15 protein-coding genes and 1 tRNA gene are annotated in these 18700 nt (G+C 35.8%); 1 reads left to right on the forward strand and 15 read right to left on the reverse strand.

The annotated features are described in order from the left end of the window. Positions 1–47: 47 nt before the first annotated feature. On the reverse strand, positions 48–659 hold the full coding sequence (locus APR43_RS21200) for a 50S ribosomal protein L25/general stress protein Ctc (protein ID WP_053472910.1): 612 nt from the start codon (positions 657–659) through the stop codon (positions 48–50). 119 nt (positions 660–778) lie between these two features. After that, the gene (locus APR43_RS21205; protein WP_053472911.1) at positions 779–1720 is read right to left on the reverse strand and encodes a ribose-phosphate pyrophosphokinase; all 942 of its coding nucleotides are present in this window, start codon (positions 1718–1720) and stop codon (positions 779–781) included. 218 nt (positions 1721–1938) lie between these two features. Between APR43_RS21205 and APR43_RS21210 the strand changes: the two genes are divergently transcribed. Beyond that, positions 1939–2018 (forward strand) — tRNA-Leu (locus APR43_RS21210). Between the two features lie 106 nt (positions 2019–2124). On the opposite strand, the gene APR43_RS21215 is transcribed toward APR43_RS21210, so the two are convergent. The 13 genes from APR43_RS21215 to APR43_RS21270 all read right to left on the reverse strand — a co-directional run bounded on the left by APR43_RS21215 (position 2125) and on the right by APR43_RS21270 (position 18575). Continuing rightward, positions 2125–2520 carry a hypothetical protein gene (locus APR43_RS21215; RefSeq protein WP_053472912.1) on the reverse strand — a complete coding sequence of 132 codons (396 nt, stop codon included), beginning with the start codon at positions 2518–2520 and terminating at the stop codon, positions 2125–2127. A 118-nt stretch (positions 2521–2638) separates the two neighbouring features. Beyond that, complete coding sequence (locus APR43_RS24545) at positions 2639–2812, reverse strand: hypothetical protein (RefSeq protein ID WP_165590696.1); 174 nt, start codon at positions 2810–2812, stop codon at positions 2639–2641. 16 nt (positions 2813–2828) lie between these two features. Continuing rightward, the gene (locus APR43_RS21220; RefSeq protein ID WP_053472913.1) at positions 2829–3293 is read right to left on the reverse strand and encodes an OsmC family protein; all 465 of its coding nucleotides are present in this window, start codon (positions 3291–3293) and stop codon (positions 2829–2831) included. A 204-nt stretch (positions 3294–3497) separates the two neighbouring features. Then, on the reverse strand, positions 3498–4676 hold the full coding sequence (locus tag APR43_RS21225; RefSeq protein WP_053472914.1) for an aldose epimerase family protein: 1179 nt from the start codon (positions 4674–4676) through the stop codon (positions 3498–3500). A 95-nt stretch (positions 4677–4771) separates the two neighbouring features. Next, positions 4772–6280, reverse strand: a complete 1509-nt coding sequence (araA, locus tag APR43_RS21230) for an L-arabinose isomerase (RefSeq protein ID WP_053472915.1) — start codon at positions 6278–6280, stop codon at positions 4772–4774. A gap of 135 nt (positions 6281–6415) precedes the next feature. Continuing rightward, a complete protein-coding gene (locus APR43_RS21235) occupies positions 6416–7117 on the reverse strand; it encodes an L-ribulose-5-phosphate 4-epimerase (RefSeq protein WP_053472916.1) in 702 nt (233 codons plus the stop codon). Further along, a complete protein-coding gene (locus APR43_RS21240; protein WP_053472917.1) occupies positions 7101–8792 on the reverse strand; it encodes a ribulokinase in 1692 nt (563 codons plus the stop codon). The genes APR43_RS21235 and APR43_RS21240 overlap by 17 nt, the downstream gene beginning before the upstream one ends. 167 nt (positions 8793–8959) lie before the next feature. After that, positions 8960–10945, reverse strand: a complete 1986-nt coding sequence (locus APR43_RS21245) for an alpha-L-arabinofuranosidase C-terminal domain-containing protein (protein ID WP_053472918.1) — start codon at positions 10943–10945, stop codon at positions 8960–8962. A gap of 164 nt (positions 10946–11109) precedes the next feature. Next, positions 11110–13092 carry a glycoside hydrolase family 127 protein gene (locus tag APR43_RS21250; RefSeq protein ID WP_053472919.1) on the reverse strand — a complete coding sequence of 661 codons (1983 nt, stop codon included), beginning with the start codon at positions 13090–13092 and terminating at the stop codon, positions 11110–11112. Between the two features lie 13 nt (positions 13093–13105). Beyond that, entirely contained in the window at positions 13106–14086 is a 981-nt protein-coding gene (locus tag APR43_RS21255; RefSeq protein ID WP_082356450.1) for an arabinan endo-1,5-alpha-L-arabinosidase, read from the reverse strand. A gap of 111 nt (positions 14087–14197) precedes the next feature. Beyond that, on the reverse strand, positions 14198–15154 hold the full coding sequence (locus APR43_RS21260; RefSeq protein WP_053472920.1) for a glycoside hydrolase family 43 protein: 957 nt from the start codon (positions 15152–15154) through the stop codon (positions 14198–14200). Between the two features lie 247 nt (positions 15155–15401). Further along, on the reverse strand, positions 15402–17021 hold the full coding sequence (locus APR43_RS21265; protein WP_053472921.1) for an arabinan endo-1,5-alpha-L-arabinosidase: 1620 nt from the start codon (positions 17019–17021) through the stop codon (positions 15402–15404). 12 nt (positions 17022–17033) lie between these two features. After that, complete coding sequence (locus APR43_RS21270) at positions 17034–18575, reverse strand: alpha-N-arabinofuranosidase (RefSeq protein ID WP_053472922.1); 1542 nt, start codon at positions 18573–18575, stop codon at positions 17034–17036. Positions 18576–18700: the final 125 nt, after the last annotated feature.

Consider the following 18700-nt stretch of genomic DNA (forward strand, 5'->3'; position numbering starts at 1 on the left):
AAAGCCCCAATCGTAAGATTGAGGCTTTTTGTATTGAGTGAAAAAAATTATTTTTTCTTTCCTTTTGCAGGAGCTTTTGCAGCTTTTGCAGCTTCTTGAGCAGCTTTCATAGCAGCACGAGAAATTCTTACTTGAGCAACAACTGTGTTGTCTGGGTGCATGATTTTGTATTCTGGAGCACCAACTTTAGTAACATATAATTTGTTACCCATTTCAAGTGGAGTAATATCAGCTTCAACAAAATCAGGAAGATTTTTAGGTAAAGCTTTTACTTTTAATTTACGAGTGTTTAAACGTAAAACACCTCCAGCAAGAACACCTTTAGATGTACCAACAATTTTCACAGGAACTTCCATTGTGATTTCTTTGTCATCAAATAATTGGAAGAAGTCAATGTGTAAAATTTTGTCAGATACCGGGTGAACCTGAATGTCTTGCAAAATTGCATTGAATGATTTTCCTTTTCCAAGTTCGATCACAACTGTGTGAGCGTTTGGAGTGTAAACCAAGTTTTTGAATGCCGCAGCGTCCGCTGAGAAATGTACTGCCTGATTTCCTCCGTATAACACGCAAGGAACCGCTCCAGCATTACGTAAGGCTTTAGTTGACACTTTGCCCACGCTTTCTCTTTCTGATCCTTTAATTGTAATCGATTTCATTGTAAAAAAATATAGTTATTAATAAATATTCTTAATTTGCTTTAAGCTTTAGCCATAGGCTTTAGGCTTTTTAAAATGAGAAACAGAGCTTACGGCTTAAAGCCTACAGCCTACTGCTTTTACATTATAAATTTTCCACTAATGGAATTGTTGTGGTGCACCATGTGCATAACTTCTGCAAAAAGAGGTGCACAACTCACTACTCTAATTTTATTTGACTCTTTCTTTAACGGGATTGAATCTGTTACGATTAATTCTGTTAATTTTGAATTTTCAATTTTCTCATACGCACCGCCTGATAAAATAGCGTGTGTACAAATTGCTCTTACGCTTAGCGCTCCTTTTTCGATCATTAAGTCGGCAGCTTTTGCTAAAGTCCCTCCTGTATCGATCATGTCGTCTACTAAGATTACGTTACGACCTTTTACTTCACCAATCAATTCCATAGTGTCGATAACGTTGGCTGCTTTTCTTTGTTTATAACAGATTACTACATCTGATTCTAAAAACTTAGAGTAAGCATAAGCTCTTTTTGATCCTCCCATATCTGGAGATGCAATAGTCAAATTTTCTAAATTTAAACTCTGTACATAAGGCAAAAAGATTGTAGATGCAAATAAATGATCTACCGGTTTTTCAAAGAATCCCTGAATTTGATCTGCATGCAAATCCATTGTCATGATTCTTGTTGCTCCTGCAGCAGTTAATAGATTTGCTACTAACTTCGCTCCAATCGGCACTCTTGGTTTGTCTTTTCTATCCTGTCTTGCCCAACCAAAATAAGGCATAACAGCTGTAATATGTCTTGCTGATGCACGTTTTGCCGCATCAATCATTAATAACAATTCCATCAAATTATCTGCAGATGGGAAAGTTGAACACACAATAAAAACACGTAATCCTCTGATTGACTCTTCGTAAGACGGCTGAAATTCTCCGTCACTATACGTTGACATCGTTACTTTTCCTAACGGAATTCCGTATTGTTCTGCAATTTTTTCTGCAAGATAAACACTTTGTGAACAAGCAAAAATTTTAGCTTCTGGTTCTAGGTGCGACATTATAATTTGTTGTTTTGTAGTTAGTTGTGTGTGCGTCGTTTTAGCGAGGTGCAAATTTATAAAATTTATTGGACACTGAAAGGAAATATTTAAGTATTTTTAGTAGATGATTTAATTTTATTTTTTACATTTGCACCGTGTTAAAGGAATGGGCACATTTTTGATCTCATTCTATTGCGTTAAAATAACTGATTTATAGTTATTTTTTCGTCTGCTAAGCCCGGATGGCGGAATTGGTAGACGCGCTGGTCTCAAACACCTGTGGGAAACCGTGCCGGTTCGACTCCGGCTCCGGGTACAAAAAACCTCTTCTTAACGGAAGAGGTTTTTTTAGTTTGTAGAATTAAGAAAAGTTAAAAGAAACAATTCTTGACCATCTCTATATGAATGATTTTAAATAATAATCATTTATGAACGTTGTTTTTTATTTTTAAAGCAGTATGTCTTTTTAAAATTAAATCATAATTTTCATTAATATCAATTAATGGTATAGTTTTTCTATTTTTAATTTCATCATAATCTGAATATTCTGGATTATATTTTAGAAACTCTTCTACTTTATATTCTCTTTCTTGAAGCATCTCCCGGTTAACTTTTATTCTTACAATTATACTATTTAAAGAATCGATTGGTAAACCATTTATCTTTGACTCATCTAAAGTGCTTACTAAACTATCATAATCTCTACATATTTTTTTAAAGACATCTAAATCATACAACGCACTTGATACATTAGAAGGTAATTCTTTTTTTTCGCATGAAGCAAAGACAATAAACAATAGTATTAATGTTTTTTTCATTTCCTTTTATTAAAATTTGTAATTATCAAATCTATTCTTTTTAGATTTTGTTTATTTACGGATATCCATAATCTTTAAAACGAAACAACATATATGTCGTTAATTTTCATCAACCAGACTATCTATTGAACAAATGAGGAAAACGTTTTTTAGTTTCCTTCATAACCTCATCCTGAGGAATCACTTTTCCTTTTTCAATATCATCCAAAGCCTCATCAATAGCTCTCTTTTGAAAATCACTTAATAAAGATTCATCATCTTCATTCTTATTTTTTATCTTTTCTGTTTTCATAGTTTATTATTATTCATTAATCAATCTCACAACTCGCCTCATGCAAAACAGGAAAATTGCACGAATTAGCAATAAAACACAATTGATTTGCTTTAAAATGTAAATCCAGAGCTAGTTCGATTTGATCTGGATTTGAGATTTTTACTTTCGGATATAATCTAACCTCAACAAAACGTCCGCTTCCGTCTGGAGAAACTTCGAGTGTTGCCTCAGCGTTGTCTGAATATTCGAGAACCTCAATTGCATTTTGAGAACATACATATAAGTATGACATCATATGACAGGAAACCAAACTACTCAACAATAAATCTTCAGGATTATATAATGATGGATCTCCTTTGAACGCTTTTGCTGCTGAAACATCTAAAACTGGTTTTCCTTCAATTTTAATTTGATGGTTTTTGCTGTAGAATTTTTTTAATTCTTCAGATGGGCTTTGTTTCGAAGTCCAGTTTAGTTGCGCTTTAAATAAATGTTTCATTTCACTAAGTTAAGATTTTTATAAGTTCTAAATAGATTAATCTCGCAAAGGCGCGAAGACGCCAAGAAAATAAAAACTTTGCGTCTTCGCGCCTTTGCGAGATTCAAAAAACTCACTTTTAAACCGCAGAAAACATAAAAAAACCTCGAAAGCATAAACTTTCGAGGTTTCTTAGAGAATTAAACTAATAAACAAATTCTAAAACTATTTCTTCACTGAGAATTTAAAGGTAGTTTTAGTTTTGTATTTTTCTCCCGGGTTTAAAACCGTTGTTGGGAAATTTTTCTGGTTTGGAGAATCCGGATAATGCTCTGTTTCTAAACAAAGTCCAGTTCTGTGAGCGTATGTTTTTCCATCACGTGTTGGAAGAGTTCCGTCAAGGAAATTTCCTGAGTAAAACTGAATTCCAGGTTCGTCTGTAGTCATTTCCAGAATTCTTCCGCTTGGTGCGTGATATACTTTTGCAATGATGGTTTTTCCCTTTTCAGGATTGTTCAATACCCAGCAGTGATCGTATCCTTTTCCTCTTTCTAATTGTTCATTCTTCACTTCGATATCTTTTCCAATTAATTTTGGTTTTCTGAAATCAAAAGGCGTATTGGCAACATCGTCTAATTTTCCTGTTGGAATTAAAGTTGCATCAACCGGAACAATTTTATCAGCATTTAAAGTCAATTCATGATCTAAGATTGTTTTCGAAAAATCTCCGGATAAATTGAAATAAGTATGCTGTGTTAAATTGACAACCGTTGTTTTATCTGTTTCAGCTTCATACAAAACCTCTAATTCATTATTGTTTGTCAACGTGTATGTTACAAAAACTTTTAAGTTTCCAGGATAACCTTCTTCCATATCTTTACTTAAATAAGATAATTTTAAAGAAGCTGTTTCACCCGATTTAATTTGCTCAGCTTTCCAAACCACTTTAAAGAAACCTTTTGGTCCGCCGTGTAAAGCATTTGGAGCGTTGTTAATTGCCAATTGATAGTCTTTTCCATCTAAAGTAAATTTTCCTTTAGCGATTCGGTTTCCAAATCTTCCAATTAAAGCTCCAAAAAACGGGTTTTCTTTTTCATATTCTGCCAAAGAATTGAACCCAGTTACCACGTTTTCAGAAACACCTTCTTTATTCGGAACTTTTAAATCCGTAATAATACCACCAAAAGTGATGATATCTACTTCCATTCCGTTTTGGTTTTTCAGCTTGTAACTATCGATTTTTTCTCCTTTTGCAGTTGTTCCATAAGAAGATTTTTCAATTGTTACCGCTGCTTTTTGATCTGAAACTGTCGAATCCATTTTTTTATCGTTTTTGCATTGAACTGAAACTAAAGCCACACTTAAGAGGCCGATTCCAAAAATACAACGTTTTAATACATTCATAAATGATATTTTTTGGTTTGTAAAAAGTTAGATGTTAAAGGTTAAAAGTACAAAAAACTCTGAACCTTTGCCTCTTTGAACCTTTGCAACTTCAATTAAAGTCCATGCTGAAACAAATGAAAATAAGCTTCATTGGCATTAATCTTATCTTTAAACTCTCTTACTGTAGTTTTTTCATCAATAACCAATAATTCGATTCCGGCAATATCAGCGAAATCTTCCATATATTCTGTTGTTAATGACTGACTGTAAACGGTATGATGCGCTCCTCCGGCAAGAATCCATGCTGTTGCAGCAATTTCAAGGTTTGGTTTACAATCCCATAAAACTCTTGCAACTGGTAATTTTGGTAATTCAGCCATTGGTTTAACTGCTTCAACTTCGTTTACAATTAAACGGAAACGAGTTCCCATATCAACTAAAGAAACATTAATTGCATCCCCTGCAGGCGAATTAAATACCAAACGTGCAGGATCTTCTTTTCCACCAATTCCTAAAGGATGTACTTCGCAAGAAGGTTTTCCATCGGCAATAGATGGACAAATTTCCAACATGTGTGATCCTAAAACATATGATTTTTGTGGTGTAAAATGATACGTATAATCTTCCATGAAAGAAGTTCCCCCTTCAAGCCCAATATTCATTACTTTTAAAGCTCTCACCATTGCAGCGGTTTTCCAGTCTCCTTCTCCACCGAAACCGTAACCATCGGCCATTAATCTTTGTGTAGCAATTCCCGGTAATTGTTTCCAAACACCAAGATTTTCGAATGTATCTGTAAAAGCACCAAAACCTCCTTCTTCAAGGAAAGCTCTTAATCCTAGTTCGATTTTTGCAGCTTCAACTAAAGAAATCCTTTGTGCTCCGCCTTCTTTTAAAGAATCCGTTAAAGTATATGATTGTTCGTAAACGGCTAATAAATCGTTTAGTTCCTTATCCGATACTTTTTCAATATGTTTCGTTACATCTGAAGAATCATATCCGTTTACTGAAACGCCAAAACGAATTTGAGCCTCCACTTTATCACCTTCTGTAACGGCAACTTCACGCATATTATCTCCAATACGAGCTACTTTTAAATTTTGAAGTTCATCCCAACCTAAAACGACTCTTGACCAGATTCCTAATTGTTTTTGAACTCTTTGATCTTCCCAATGTCCAACAACCACTTTACGTTTTTTACGCAATCTTGACATAATGAAACCAAATTCACGATCTCCGTGAGCTGATTGATTCAGGTTCATGAAATCCATATCGATAGATCCCCACGGAATTTCAGCATTGTATTGTGTATGCAAATGGCATAATGGTTTTTTTAGGATATTTAATCCGCCAATCCACATTTTTGCCGGTGAAAAAGTATGCATCCAGGCAATAATTCCAATACAGTTTTTAGTAGAATTCGCCGCTAAACAAACATCTAAAATCTGCGAAGGCGATTTTACCACATCTTTATAAACCACTTTTACTGGTATTGAAGATGAAGCATCTAATCCTTTTGCAATTATCTGAGAATGTTCCGCTACTTTTCTTAATGTTTCTTCACCGTATAATTCCTGGCTCCCTACTACAAACCATACTTCTTTTTGAGATATATCAATCATTGTTTTGTTTATTTTGTTTCAAGTTTCAGGTTTCAGGTTGTTGAACCTAAAAAGCTTGAATTGTTATTTTATTATTTTGTTTTGTTTCAGATTTCAATCCTAAATCTAAAATCGTTAATCTAAAATCTAAAATCCTTACTGTCCGTAATACGAATCTTTTCCGTGTTTACGGTTGTAATGTTTCTTTATTAATGAATCTTTTAATTTTGGTGCGTTTGGGTTTATTTGCAAAGTGAGGTACGCCATTTCAGCCACTACTTCCAAAACTTTACTATTATAAACTGCTTTTGCTGCATTTTTTCCCCATGCAAATGGACCGTGATTTCCTATCAAAACCATTTCTACTTCTTCGTAGGAAAGATTTTTTTCTTTGAAACAATCCAAAATCTGAATTCCGGTATTGTGTTCGTAGTTTCCTTCAATAAGAGAATCTGCCATTGGCGGAGCACACGGAATATCAGCAGTCAAGTGATCAGCGTGTGTTGTTCCGAAAATTGGAATATCCCTTTGCGACTGTGCCCAAGCAACAGAGTAGGTTGCGTGTGTATGTGCAACTCCGCCAATATTTGGCCAGTTTTTATATAAATAAGCATGCGTTTTAGTGTCTGATGACGGACGCATTGTGCCTTCAATAATGTTGTTGTCAAAATCGACAATTACGATATCTTCCGGTTTTAAATCTTCATACGGAACACCACTTGGTTTAATAGCAAAAACACCATTTTTTCTGTCCACGGCACTCACATTTCCAAAAGTATATACCACCAAATTCAATGCATTTAACTGCATATTGGCTTCGTAACATTCCTGTTTTAAATCTTTATAAAGAGAGCTCATGTTCCGATATTTTAAGGTTTGGATCTGCAAAAGCACTTAATTGTTCGTATCCCAAAAGCAGTTTGTGATACGCTGCCACTTTATCTAATTGAGGGAAATATTCTCCGTCAAAATCACTTCCTATTTTTTGGCTTGCTTCGATTACATTTGGATAAATTCCTGCTGCAACCGCTGCGTAAATTGCTGCTCCCAAAGCCGGAGTCTGATCTGAAGCCGCAATTTTAATTGGCTTATTTAAAACATTTGCCAAAGTCTGCATTATAAAAGGAGATTTACGGGCAACGCCTCCAATTCCGATTACGCTGTCAATTTTTACGCCTTCTTCTTCAAAACGGTCTACGATTTTCTTAGCTCCAAAACAAATTGCGTTTACTAAAGCTTTGAAAATATGAGGTGCTTTTGTTCCTAAAGAAAGATTTGAAATCGCACTTTTTAGTTCCTGATTAGCATCTGGAGTTCTTCTTCCGTTGATCCAGTCTAAAGCAATTGGAAGACTTTCTGAAACTGGAATTTTCTCTGCTTCTTTAGTCAATTCCACAATTAATTTATCGCTGAATTCTTCTCTTAATTGTTCTTTTTGAGCATCATTTAAAATAGTTGAAGAACCTAATAAATGTTCTGTTGGCCAAAGCAATAATTCTTTATACCAAGCCAATAAATCGCCAAAAGCAGATTGTCCGGCTTCTAAACCAATAAATCCTGGGATAACCGAACCATCAACTTGTCCGCAGATTCCGCGAACAGTTTTTGTTCCTACTTCATCATAAGAACCAACCAAAATATCGCAGGTTGAAGTTCCCATAACACGAACTAAAGTATTTTCTCCAATTTTAGCTCCAACCGCTCCAGAATGCGCGTCGAAAGTTCCAACAGCAACAATCGTTTCTGTCGAAAGCCCTAAACGATCTGCCCATTCTTTACTTAAATTTCCTGCTGATAAATCTGATGTATACGTTTCATCATATAAATTTCCGCGAAGCTGAGCTAAATACGGATGCAATTTTTCTAAGAATTCAACTGGCGGAAGTCCGTTCCAGTCTGCGTGCCACATTGCTTTGTGTCCTGCTGCGCAACGGCTTCTTTTGAATGTTTTTAAATCTTTATTTTCAATTAATAAATACGTCATTAAATCACAGTGTTCCATCCAGGTATGCGCTGCATTTCTAACCGCTTCATCTTGTCTTGCAATATGCAGGATTTTTGCCCAAAACCATTCTGATGAATAAATTCCGCCCACATATTTCGTAACATCTTCTCCACCCCAGCTTAGTGCCAGTTCGTTGATTTCGTTTGCTTCGTTTATTGATGTATGATCTTTCCATAAAACCATCATTGCATTTGGGTTTTCCTCAAAACCTTTTGTCAATGCTAATGGCGTTCCATCTTTTGTAACCGGAACCGGAGAAGATCCGGTTGTATCGATACAAATTCCTCGAACCAGTTTTGGATCAACTTTACTTTCTTTTATAACAGTTTGAATTGTGATTTCTAAACCCTCAATATGGTCTAAAGGATGCTGACGAAATTGATTTATAGAAGCATCACAATATTGCTTGTTTTTCCATCTTTTGTAATGAGAAACATTAGATGCTAATTCCTGTCCATTCTCAGTATCAATAAGCACCGCACGAACAGAATCTGTTCCGTAGTCTAATCCTATTACGTAATTTTTCATTCGAAATTAATTTTAAATAATGACAAATATAATTATAAATAATTTATAAGTGTATTAAAAACACTTAATAAAATATAGCTTCTGAATTTTTACAAATAATGCATTAAAACAAGGGTTTAAGACCAAAACAAAAAATAAATGTTAGTGTTACATTTATTACATTGCGATTATTTCATCTTAATTTTCAAAACAGTAACTGAGTATGCCGGAAAATCATATTGAACTTTATTTCCAGACACTTTAAATTCACTTTCTTTTGGACTTATTTTAGTCGGATTTTCAAAAGAATTCTCGTCATTTATTCCGTCTCCTTTTAAAATTAGAGCTGTTCCTTTTGAATCTAATTTTGCTCCTTTTACATCAATTGATACATTTTTAGACGCTGCCGATGTGTTTACGATTTTAAAAATCACTTCTTTAGAATTCACATCTTTTACTGCCGATGCAAACAAATCATTTTGCCCTGTAACTGCTTTTCCATCTTTTGTAATGTTGATTAAATCAGTTCCTTTATTATTTGAGAATAACTTTTGAACATAATAATTTGGCGTTCCGTACGATTGTAAATTATTAAACCAAATCATGTCCGGCGTCCATTGCCAGCCTTCAACGTGAGCCAATAAAGGTGCGTAAGATGTTAAATGAACAACCTCGGCATTGCGTTCCATTCCGGTCATGAAAGCGGCTTCAGAAAATGCACATTCCCAATTATTTTTATTATCAGGACTTGCAATTGCAACACTTTGCGCTGCATATTCTCCAGCAAAAATCTTTGGCCCTTTTCGGTCATAATTATCATAACGTGTTACATTTTTACGAAACCAAGCTGGATCTTTATAGTAATGTTCATCAACAATTTCTGCATTTAACTGCTTCAATTCTTTCATACCGTAATCATAGAAATCTCCGTCAGGAAATGGTCCTGAACCTGAAACAATAGTAATGTTTGGATATTTTGATTTGATGGCTTTTTGAAACACTTTAAAACGCTCTATATAATCAGGTCCCCATTGCTCATTTCCAACTCCAATGAATTTTAAATTGAATGGTTTCGGATGCCCCATATCTGCCCTAACTTTTCCCCAAGCGGTTTCTGTTCCGCCATTTGCGAATTCGATTAAATCTAAAGCGTCCTGCACATAGGGATCTAACTGATCCATCGGAACTAATTGTCCTGTGTTGAATTGACAAGCCATTCCGCAGCTTAAAATGGGAAGCGGAGAAGCGCCAATATCTTCTGAAAGCTGAAAATATTCGAAAAATCCTAAACCAAAACTTTGGAAATAATCCGGTGCGGGTCTGTGTGCAAATTCCATGTTCCAGCGGTTTACTGCGGTTTCTCTTTCTTCAACATTTCCAACTGATTTTTTCCATTGATAACGTTCTGCCAAAGTTCTTCCTTCAACAATACAGCCTCCTGGAAAACGTAAAAATCCCGGTTTTAAATCGTATAATAATTGTACTAAATCTTTACGAAGTCCGTTTTTTCTTCCTGCCCAGGTATCTTCCGGAAACAATGAAATATTATCCAGATCGATTACTCCGTTTCCTTCAAAAGTGATTTTGAGTTTTGCTTTGGCTTCTGTTGCATTTGATGTTAGTTGTGCCGTATAATTTGACCAGTCTTTTGATGTTGGTACCACAGAAGTTTCTCCCAAAACTTTGTTGTCTTTATCTATAAACTGAAATTTGATTTTCGAAATATTCCCGGAAATTTTGGCTGCTTTTAAAGTTAGGTTGTATTTCAAATCTTTCTTGATTCCCATTCCTCTAAAACCTTCATTGACCAGTTGATAACCATTTGCATCATTAATCGTAACTCTGCAATAATTGTGATTTGTTCCTTTTTGCGAATACTGAATTACTGTTGCAATTCCCGATTGCTGGTTTAGTTTATGACGATCGCTGTTTGGCTCGTTCCATCCCATCATTGGAAACAGAAATTCGAACGATCTGTTTTTGATCATTTCGGCGTACAAACCTCCGTCAGCAGCAAAATTGATATCTTCAAAAAACACTCCGTACATCGTCGGCTGAATTTTCGTGATGGTTTTGGATGCATCAACCTCAAGATTGTTTTTTTGTGCCAATGTATACATGCTTGTCAGTAACGCTCCGCAAAGGGTAATTTTGGTAATTAAATTGGGCTTCATTTTTTTATGTTTATGTTTTTATGGCACGCAGAGGACGCGGATAAAAACGGATTTTTAATTTTTTGTTCTCCTGCAAGGTTTCCAAAACCTTGTAGGTATTATTAAGTTCCTCAAGTTTAAAAATTAAACCTACAAGGTTTTGGAAACCTTGCAGGAATAGAATCTTAGTTCTTATAGTCCAACCAAACTTTCATTTTCCCAACTCCGCGATTTGACCAAGAATAATATGGAATTGCTTTGAATTTTTCATTTTCGATGACGTTTACGCCTTGCAATAAATTGGCTTCTTTTTTTACTTTGAAAGTATCTTCAGACGCTACATTTATTTTGTCGAAATTGGTTTTGTTGTCGATTTCTTCTACGGCGTAAACGATTGGCCCGTATTCTAAAGAAACTTTATTTTTATTGCTTTCTACTTTTGAATTCGTTTCTACTTCCTGAACTTCCATTGGGAAATTAAGATTGATTTTGTCGCCTTTTTTCCAATTTCTTGTAATGATATAATATCCATTTTCAGGCTGAATTGTCAATGTTTCTCCATTCAAACTAATAGTTGGTTTTTGGGTTGAAGCTTTTTTATAAGAATATAAATCGCCCGGCAAAACTTCATTTCTTGCCCAGCCCGGAACTCTAAGTTTAATTGTGAATTGGCTTTCTTTTTTCGGGTTAACCGAAATATTTATTTTTCCGTTCCAAGGATATCCGGTTTGTTGAGAAATCTGTAAATCGGTTTTTCCTAGAGCGAATGATGCGTTGTTTGAAGCATACAAATTCACATATAAAACATCTTTTGATTTCGAATAAATAAGTCCCGGAATCGACGGAATAAATCGGATTAAATTAGTTGGGCAGCAAGAACAATCAAACCAAGCCTGACGCGTACAAGAACCTCTGTTTGATTTAAAAATGCCATCGGCTTCTAAGGCATTTGGATAGAAAAATTCTTTTCCGTCTAATGAAATCCCCGAGATTAATCCGTTGTACATGGTTCTTTCGATCACATCAAAATATTGTGATTTTCCGTATAAATTATGCAGTCTGTGGTTCCAGTAAACATCGCCAATTGCGGCGCAGGTTTCGTTGTATGCCGTTAAGTTTGGCAATTCGTAATTGGCTCCAAAAGCTTCTCCATCGTGTCTGGAACCAATCCCGCCTGTTATGTACATTTTTTTGTTCACCATATTTTCCCATAAATTATTTACCGCATCGGTATAACCTTTGTCTTTTGTCATCGCTGCAATATCTGTCATTCCTGCGTACATATAAACGGCTCTTACCGCGTGACCAACTACTTCATTTTGCTGAATTACCGGAATATGATCTTGTGCATATTCGCCATATAATTTATGATTGTTTGGATTTCCGCGATTGTCTAGAAAGTATTTTGCCAGTTTTAGATACTCTTCTTTTCCTGTAATTTGATACAATTTTATCAAACCCGTTTCTACAATTTGATGTCCCGGAACTCCTTTTACCTGACCCGGTTTATCGCCGAAAGTTTTGACTAATAAATCGGCATTTTTGATGGCGATATCAAGAAAATTTCTTTTTCCTGTTGCTTCATAATGTACAACGGCAGCTTCTATTAAATGTCCTGCGTTGTAGCATTCGTGGCTTATTTGCAATGATTCCCACCGTTTTCCTTCAATTACAGGAACCCAAGGTGCTGGCGGTTTTGCAGGATTTATGGTTCTCCATGTGGTTAAATAACCGTCTTTTTCCTGACCAATTTTTACAATGGCAATTAAGGAATCGAGTACTTTTTCCAATTTCGGATTTGGAGCAGAAATTAAAGTGTTTGATGCACCTTCGATAATCTTATAAACATCAGTATCGTCAAAAGGCATTTGCCCTCGAACTTCTCCTTTTTTTTGTTTTCCGGCGATTAAGAAATTGTCGAAACGGCCTTCTTCATTACATTTTTGAATGGCGTATGCAATCGTAACTTCCTGCACTCTTTTGATAATAGGCAGCCAAAATGAATCTGTCAATTTTACATTTTGAATATTAACAGGCTCTATTTCGTAACCTGCTTTTAGAACAGAAGTTTTAGTTGATTGCACGCCATCGTTCTTCGTTTCTTTACAGGAAACAAAAATCAGAATTGACATGAAAATCGTTACTATTGGTAAATTATATTTTTTCATTATTTTGGATATTCTATTTTAAAATTGGCCAAAAATCTGCGTCCCATTGCATTTCTTTTACTACTAATCTTGGTGTTCCGTTGGTTTTCTTTTCGTAAGCGTGGTAAAAAATATAATCTTTTCCTTCAAATGTATAAGCACTGTTATGGCCTGCACCAAAGTAATTTTCATCGCCTTGAACGACTAAACTTCCGCCGTCTTCGGTTAATAATTTTCCGTCTTTATCAACGTAAGGTCCGGTTACATTTTTAGATCTTCCAACAACCACTTTATAAGTGCTTTTTTCTCCGCGACAGCATAAATCCCAAGAAAGAAATTGATAATAATATCCGTTTTTCTTAAAGATAAATGGAGCTTCAAGCGCGCCATCTCCGGGATCAGAATCCTGAAGTTCAAAAGTTCTTTTGCGTTTTGAAATGGTATGCCATTCCTGTGGTTGTGAAATTGATTTTAAATCGGGATTTAGTTTTACCATTTTCAGTCCTTCCCAAAAAGAACCGAAAGCAAGCCATGGTGTATTGTTTTCATCGAAGATTAAATTCGGGTCAATAGCATTCCACATATCACGGTTTGGCTGCGACTGAATCACAATTCCCTGATCGACCCATTTGTAATTTTTATCTTTTGAATCTAAAGTTGTGTTGGTCGCAACGCCAATCGCCGAAGTATTTTTGGCGAAAGCCGAAACGGAATAATATAGATAATAAGTGTTGTTATGAAATGAAATATCGGGCGCCCAAATATGGTTTTTGAAATCGGCTGCAACTCCGTCTGCCCAAACTGGTTTGTCTTTGAAAACCTGTGGTTCGGGATTCCAGTTTTTTAAATCTTTGGAGCTAAAAACACTGATTCCTTTTCCGGTACAGAACAAATAATACATGTCTTTTTGTTTGATGACAACGGGATCGTGTACTACAATTTCCTGTGCAAACGAAACTAAACTAATCCAGAAGATTAGAATAGAAAGTGCGTATTTTATGTTTTTGTAAACCATATAAGTTATATAAGTAAATTTAAGTTTGGTTTTATCTGAATGTTTTTAGGTCATATAAGCTGAGGCTGAAAACTGTGACTGATTACTAAAAACCTGAATACTGAACACTAATCATTGAATTCCTTCCGATGTCATAATTACTCTTTTCATCGTTCCGTCTTTGTTATAAAATAATTTATCGACACAGACTGATCTTCTAAAACTTCCTCCGTCGGGAATTGATGCTCCGTTGTGATAAATGAAATACGATTGTCCTTTAAACTCAATTATCGATTGATGATTCGTGTTGCTATTTCCTGCTATTTCGTTCAAAATTCCTTTAAATTCCCATGGGCCGTTGATCGATTTGCTCATCGCGTAGGCGATTTTTTCAGGAAATTCATAGGCATATGATAAATAATACCAGTTTTTATGTTTGTGAATCCACGGTGCTTCGGTGAAATGTGGTAATTCTATGTGATGAATTTCACCGTCAAGTTCAATCATGTTTTCTTTTAATTTAGCATAATGACATGCTGTGTTTCCCCAAAACAAATACGCTTGTCCGTCAGTATCGATATAAACTGTTGGGTCGATATCGTCCCAGCTTATATTGGAAAATTTGGTCATATCGTTTGTAATTAAGGCTTTTCCCAACGCATCTTTAAAAGGGCCTGTTGGACTGTCTGAAACGGCAACGCCTATTGATTTTCCGGGTACAGAACTGTGTTCTACTGTTACATACCAATAAAATTTTCCGTTTCTTTCGATTACCTGCGAAGCCCATGCATCGCTTTTTGCCCATTTAAAATCGGTTACTTTTAAGGGTACGGGATGTGATTCCCATGTTTTCATATCTGATGAAGAATATACCAGCCATTCGTTCATTTTATAGAAATGAAAATCGTTTGGTGCTTCGTCGTAACCTGCGTATAAATAGACTTTGTCTTTATAAACCAATGCTGCGGGATCTCCGGTGTATTTATCTTTAATAATGGGATTATTAAATTTTGACGAATCGACCTGAGCAATGCTTTTGCACGAAACAATTAAGAATAAAATGAATAGGCTTTTAAATAAATTCTTCATTGTGATATAGTTTTATATTTTTTGCCACAGATTAAATGGATTAAAATGATTTCTTTTTAATCTTTGGCTTTATTTTTTGCCGCGAATTGCACCAATTTTCTCGAATTTAATTTGTGGAAATTTGTGAAATTCGTGGCTTATTTTTTCTCACACAGATTTTTTAATCTTTTTAATCCTTTAATCTGTGACCATTCTTTAATACTTGGAATTTGGGATTTTAAAAAATTGGAATTTTCTCATTGAGTTTTTAATTTATTTTTTTACCCCAAACGGCTAATCCTGAGCTGTTTATTCCGGTATAAGTTAAAGTCACTTTTCTTGTTGCTGATTCCCAATCCCAGGCATCGATGACGTTGCATTTAACTCCGTTTATGGTTGCAATTTTTTTGGTTGCGTCATACGACCAAGTTCCGGTTACATCACCGCTTACTTTTTTATCTGCTGTTAAATAAATCGTAACTGATTTTTGCATGGTTTTATATTGGTAATTCATGGTAATTTGTTCCCAGGTTCCCACTAAACTTGCATCTGCAATTGTAGTTGATGGAACTCCTGCATAACGTTCCGGTTCTACAACAGGCCAGCCGTCTTCTGTCCATTGAATACCGTGAACATGTCCCATCATAACTGCATTTGAAACGTTGATTCCGGCAACACCTTCGGGCAATCGTGCTTGTGAAGCGTAATACCATTGTTTGGTTGTAGGATTTTGAAAAACAGCACAGTGCGAAAATCCAACCCAGCCTGTATGGTTTTTAAATTGATACGGATGCGTTACCATCGGGTAACATTCTGCTCCGTTGGTAATACTGATTCCAGTATTGGTTACGTAAGGACCTAAAATGTTTTTTGAACGTGCTACACGGGTATTATAGGCAACTGATAATTCATCATAAGCCAAAAATAAATAATAGAATTGTGTATCTGGATTGTAGATAATTTCAGGACCTTCGAGTGCCTGCCAGCGGTTTGTATTTACATTTCCGCGTCCGGCGATTCGTGTTCCGTAATCATCGATTGTTTTTAATTTGTCTGGTTTTCCGGTTGCTGGATTTAGTTTTAAAGCGGCAATTCCGGAATGCCAAGATCCGTAAATTAAATATTGATCGCCTTCGGGAGTTTCGATAAAACTGGGGTCAATGGCGTTGAATTTAAAATAAGCGTCCCAATCGTTTCCTCCGTTTCGAACGTAACTTTTTACGCCGTCGGGTTCTGAGCAGACTACCATTCCTTTATCTGTCCAATTGTTTGAGGCTAGATCATTCGTTTCTGCCAAACCAATAAAAGCACGTTCTGTCCAGGAAGTATTTGTATCTGTTCCTGTAATTGGGTTGGTCACTACAATGCTGTAATACATTCTGTAGATATTGCCCACTTTTCGAACACAAGGTGCCCAATATCCATAATTAGGATTTGTAATTGGAGGAAGTGCCGGATTCATTCTGGCTCTTTTATTGTTTAAGGAATCTTTTACCCAAGCCGGAGCCTGAGTCATTGAAGATCCCATGAATTCCCAATTGATTAAATCTTTTGATCTTCTGTAGAAAAAATGTCCGTTTCCTTCATGAGTATTTCCGTAAGAAGCGTCGGTTTGGTACATATAATAATACTCTCCCGATTTTTCTACTGACGGATCGTGTACGTTGGCTAAATTCCATTGTATTCTGTTTCCCCAACTTGCTATTGCTGTGTAATTATCTGCATAAGTCGGTCCGGGAAAAGCCGGCGTAACCACAGGCGAATCTACGACTACCGGCGGAGTAGGAGTTTCTAACGCTGGATCATCTTTGGAACAGCTGGATAAAACAGCTATCACCAAAAACCCGATGAAAGGAACTATTTTTAAAATGGAATTCGCTTTTTTCATCTTTTTTATCTTTTATTTTCCTTCTAAAACAATTACTGAGAAAGGAGGAATTGTAATTTCAAGTTTTCCTTTTTTGTTTTCGAAACCTTTAAAAACTGTTGGTACAATTTTGTTTGGTGCATCGAATGAATTGTAATCCTGTAATTTTGCCGATGTTAAAACTGTTGCTGTAAAGTTTTTAACGCCAAGATCGTTGGTGTCGATTTCTATTTTGTTTTTATTTTTAGCATCAACATTTACTACTGAAATATGAACGGCTCCGTTTTTATCTTTTGATGCTGAAACGGATACGGCAGGAAGTGTTTCTCCTTTTACGGTATACAATGGCGATTGAAAACTGATTGGCAGTAATTTTGCATCCTGATGAACGCTGTACATTTTCATTACATGATAGGTTGGCGTTACAATCATTTTAGCTTTATCGGTAAGAATTACGGCTTGCAGAACGTTTACACATTGTGCTAAATTTGCCATACGAACTCTGTCAGCATGATTATTGAAAATGTTTAAAGTTGCTCCGGCTAAAACAGCATCACGCATAGTATTTTGCTGATATAAAAATCCTGGATTTGTTCCTTTTTCTACTTCGTACCAGCCGCCCCATTCGTCTACAACCATAGCCACTTTTTTCTCAGGATCATATTTGTCCATTACGACTGCGTGTTTAGTAACGAGTTCTTCCATTTTTAAGGCAGACTGCATGGTTTTGAAATATTCTTCTTCAGAAAAATTAACTCCTTCACCTTTTTTACCCCAATCAATTACGGCATAATGGTGAACGCCAACTCCGCCTAACATATTTAGTGGAATGTTTTTCATTAAAACTTCTGTCCAGTTGTAATCGCTGCTGTTTGCTCCAGATGCAATTCGGGTAATTCCGCCTGAATTATTCCAGTCAGACATAAATGTGGTGAATTTGCGGTATTCGCCAGCGTAATAATCTGCTGTCATATTTCCGCCGCAGCCCCAAGCTTCGTTACCAATTCCCCAGAATTTTACTTTCCATGGTTCTGTTCTTCCGTTTTTTACACGCAAATCACTCATCGGACTTTTACCTCCAAAATTGGTATACTGAACCCAGTCTGATAATTCCTGAACGGTTCCGCTGCCTACGTTTCCTGATAAATACGGTTCTGCTCCCAATACTTCACAAAGGTTTAAAAAGTCGTGTGTTCCAAAGCTGTTATCTTCGGTTACACCACCCCACCATTGATTTACAATTGTAGGTCTTTGTTCTTTTGGTCCAATTCCGTCTTTCCAATGATACGTATCGGCAAAACATCCTCCGGGCCATCTTAAATTTGGAATTTTTAGATCTTTTAAAGCAGCGATAATATCATTTCTGACTCCTTTTGTGTTAGGTATTTTTGATGTATCTCCCACAAAAAAACCTCCATAAATACAGCGTCCTAAATGTTCTGCAAAATGTCCGTAGATATTTTTGTCGATTGTTGGAGCATCAGCATTGTTTTTTATGGTAACAACTGTGCTTTGGGAGAATCCTGCCTGATTACAAAAGGCGATAAGAAATGTAATTAAAAGTGCTTTTTTCATAGGTTTTTAATGTTGGAATATCATGTGAAGGTTTTGAACTCTTCACATGATATTAGGTATTCTAACTAACTCAAAATTTATTTTTAGTCACAGTTTTCAGTTTTCAGTCACAGTCTCACTGAAAA

This window comes from Flavobacterium sp. NLM (assembly GCF_002210235.1).
Taxonomy (GTDB): domain Bacteria; phylum Bacteroidota; class Bacteroidia; order Flavobacteriales; family Flavobacteriaceae; genus Flavobacterium; species Flavobacterium panici.

Bases quoted from the DNA above. Each gene is read 5' to 3' on its own strand.
- APR43_RS21255 (WP_082356450.1), bottom strand. From the start codon at position 14,086: ATGGTTTACAAAAACATAAAATACGCACTTTCTATTCTAATCTTCTGG.
- APR43_RS24545 (WP_165590696.1), bottom strand. From the start codon at position 2,812: ATGAAAACAGAAAAGATAAAAAATAAGAATGAAGATGATGAATCTTTA.
- APR43_RS21270 (WP_053472922.1), bottom strand. From the start codon at position 18,575: ATGAAAAAAGCACTTTTAATTACATTTCTTATCGCCTTTTGTAATCAG.
- APR43_RS21200 (WP_053472910.1), bottom strand. From the start codon at position 659: ATGAAATCGATTACAATTAAAGGATCAGAAAGAGAAAGCGTGGGCAAA.
- APR43_RS21250 (WP_053472919.1), bottom strand. From the start codon at position 13,092: ATGAAAAAATATAATTTACCAATAGTAACGATTTTCATGTCAATTCTG.
- APR43_RS21220 (WP_053472913.1), bottom strand. From the start codon at position 3,293: ATGAAACATTTATTTAAAGCGCAACTAAACTGGACTTCGAAACAAAGC.
- APR43_RS21260 (WP_053472920.1), bottom strand. From the start codon at position 15,154: ATGAAGAATTTATTTAAAAGCCTATTCATTTTATTCTTAATTGTTTCG.
- APR43_RS21240 (WP_053472917.1), bottom strand. From the start codon at position 8,792: ATGAAAAATTACGTAATAGGATTAGACTACGGAACAGATTCTGTTCGT.
- APR43_RS21245 (WP_053472918.1), bottom strand. From the start codon at position 10,945: ATGAAGCCCAATTTAATTACCAAAATTACCCTTTGCGGAGCGTTACTG.
- APR43_RS21225 (WP_053472914.1), bottom strand. From the start codon at position 4,676: ATGAATGTATTAAAACGTTGTATTTTTGGAATCGGCCTCTTAAGTGTG.
- APR43_RS21235 (WP_053472916.1), bottom strand. From the start codon at position 7,117: ATGAGCTCTCTTTATAAAGATTTAAAACAGGAATGTTACGAAGCCAAT.
- APR43_RS21205 (WP_053472911.1), bottom strand. From the start codon at position 1,720: ATGTCGCACCTAGAACCAGAAGCTAAAATTTTTGCTTGTTCACAAAGT.
- araA (WP_053472915.1), bottom strand. From the start codon at position 6,280: ATGATTGATATATCTCAAAAAGAAGTATGGTTTGTAGTAGGGAGCCAG.
- APR43_RS21215 (WP_053472912.1), bottom strand. From the start codon at position 2,520: ATGAAAAAAACATTAATACTATTGTTTATTGTCTTTGCTTCATGCGAA.
- APR43_RS21265 (WP_053472921.1), bottom strand. From the start codon at position 17,021: ATGAAAAAAGCGAATTCCATTTTAAAAATAGTTCCTTTCATCGGGTTT.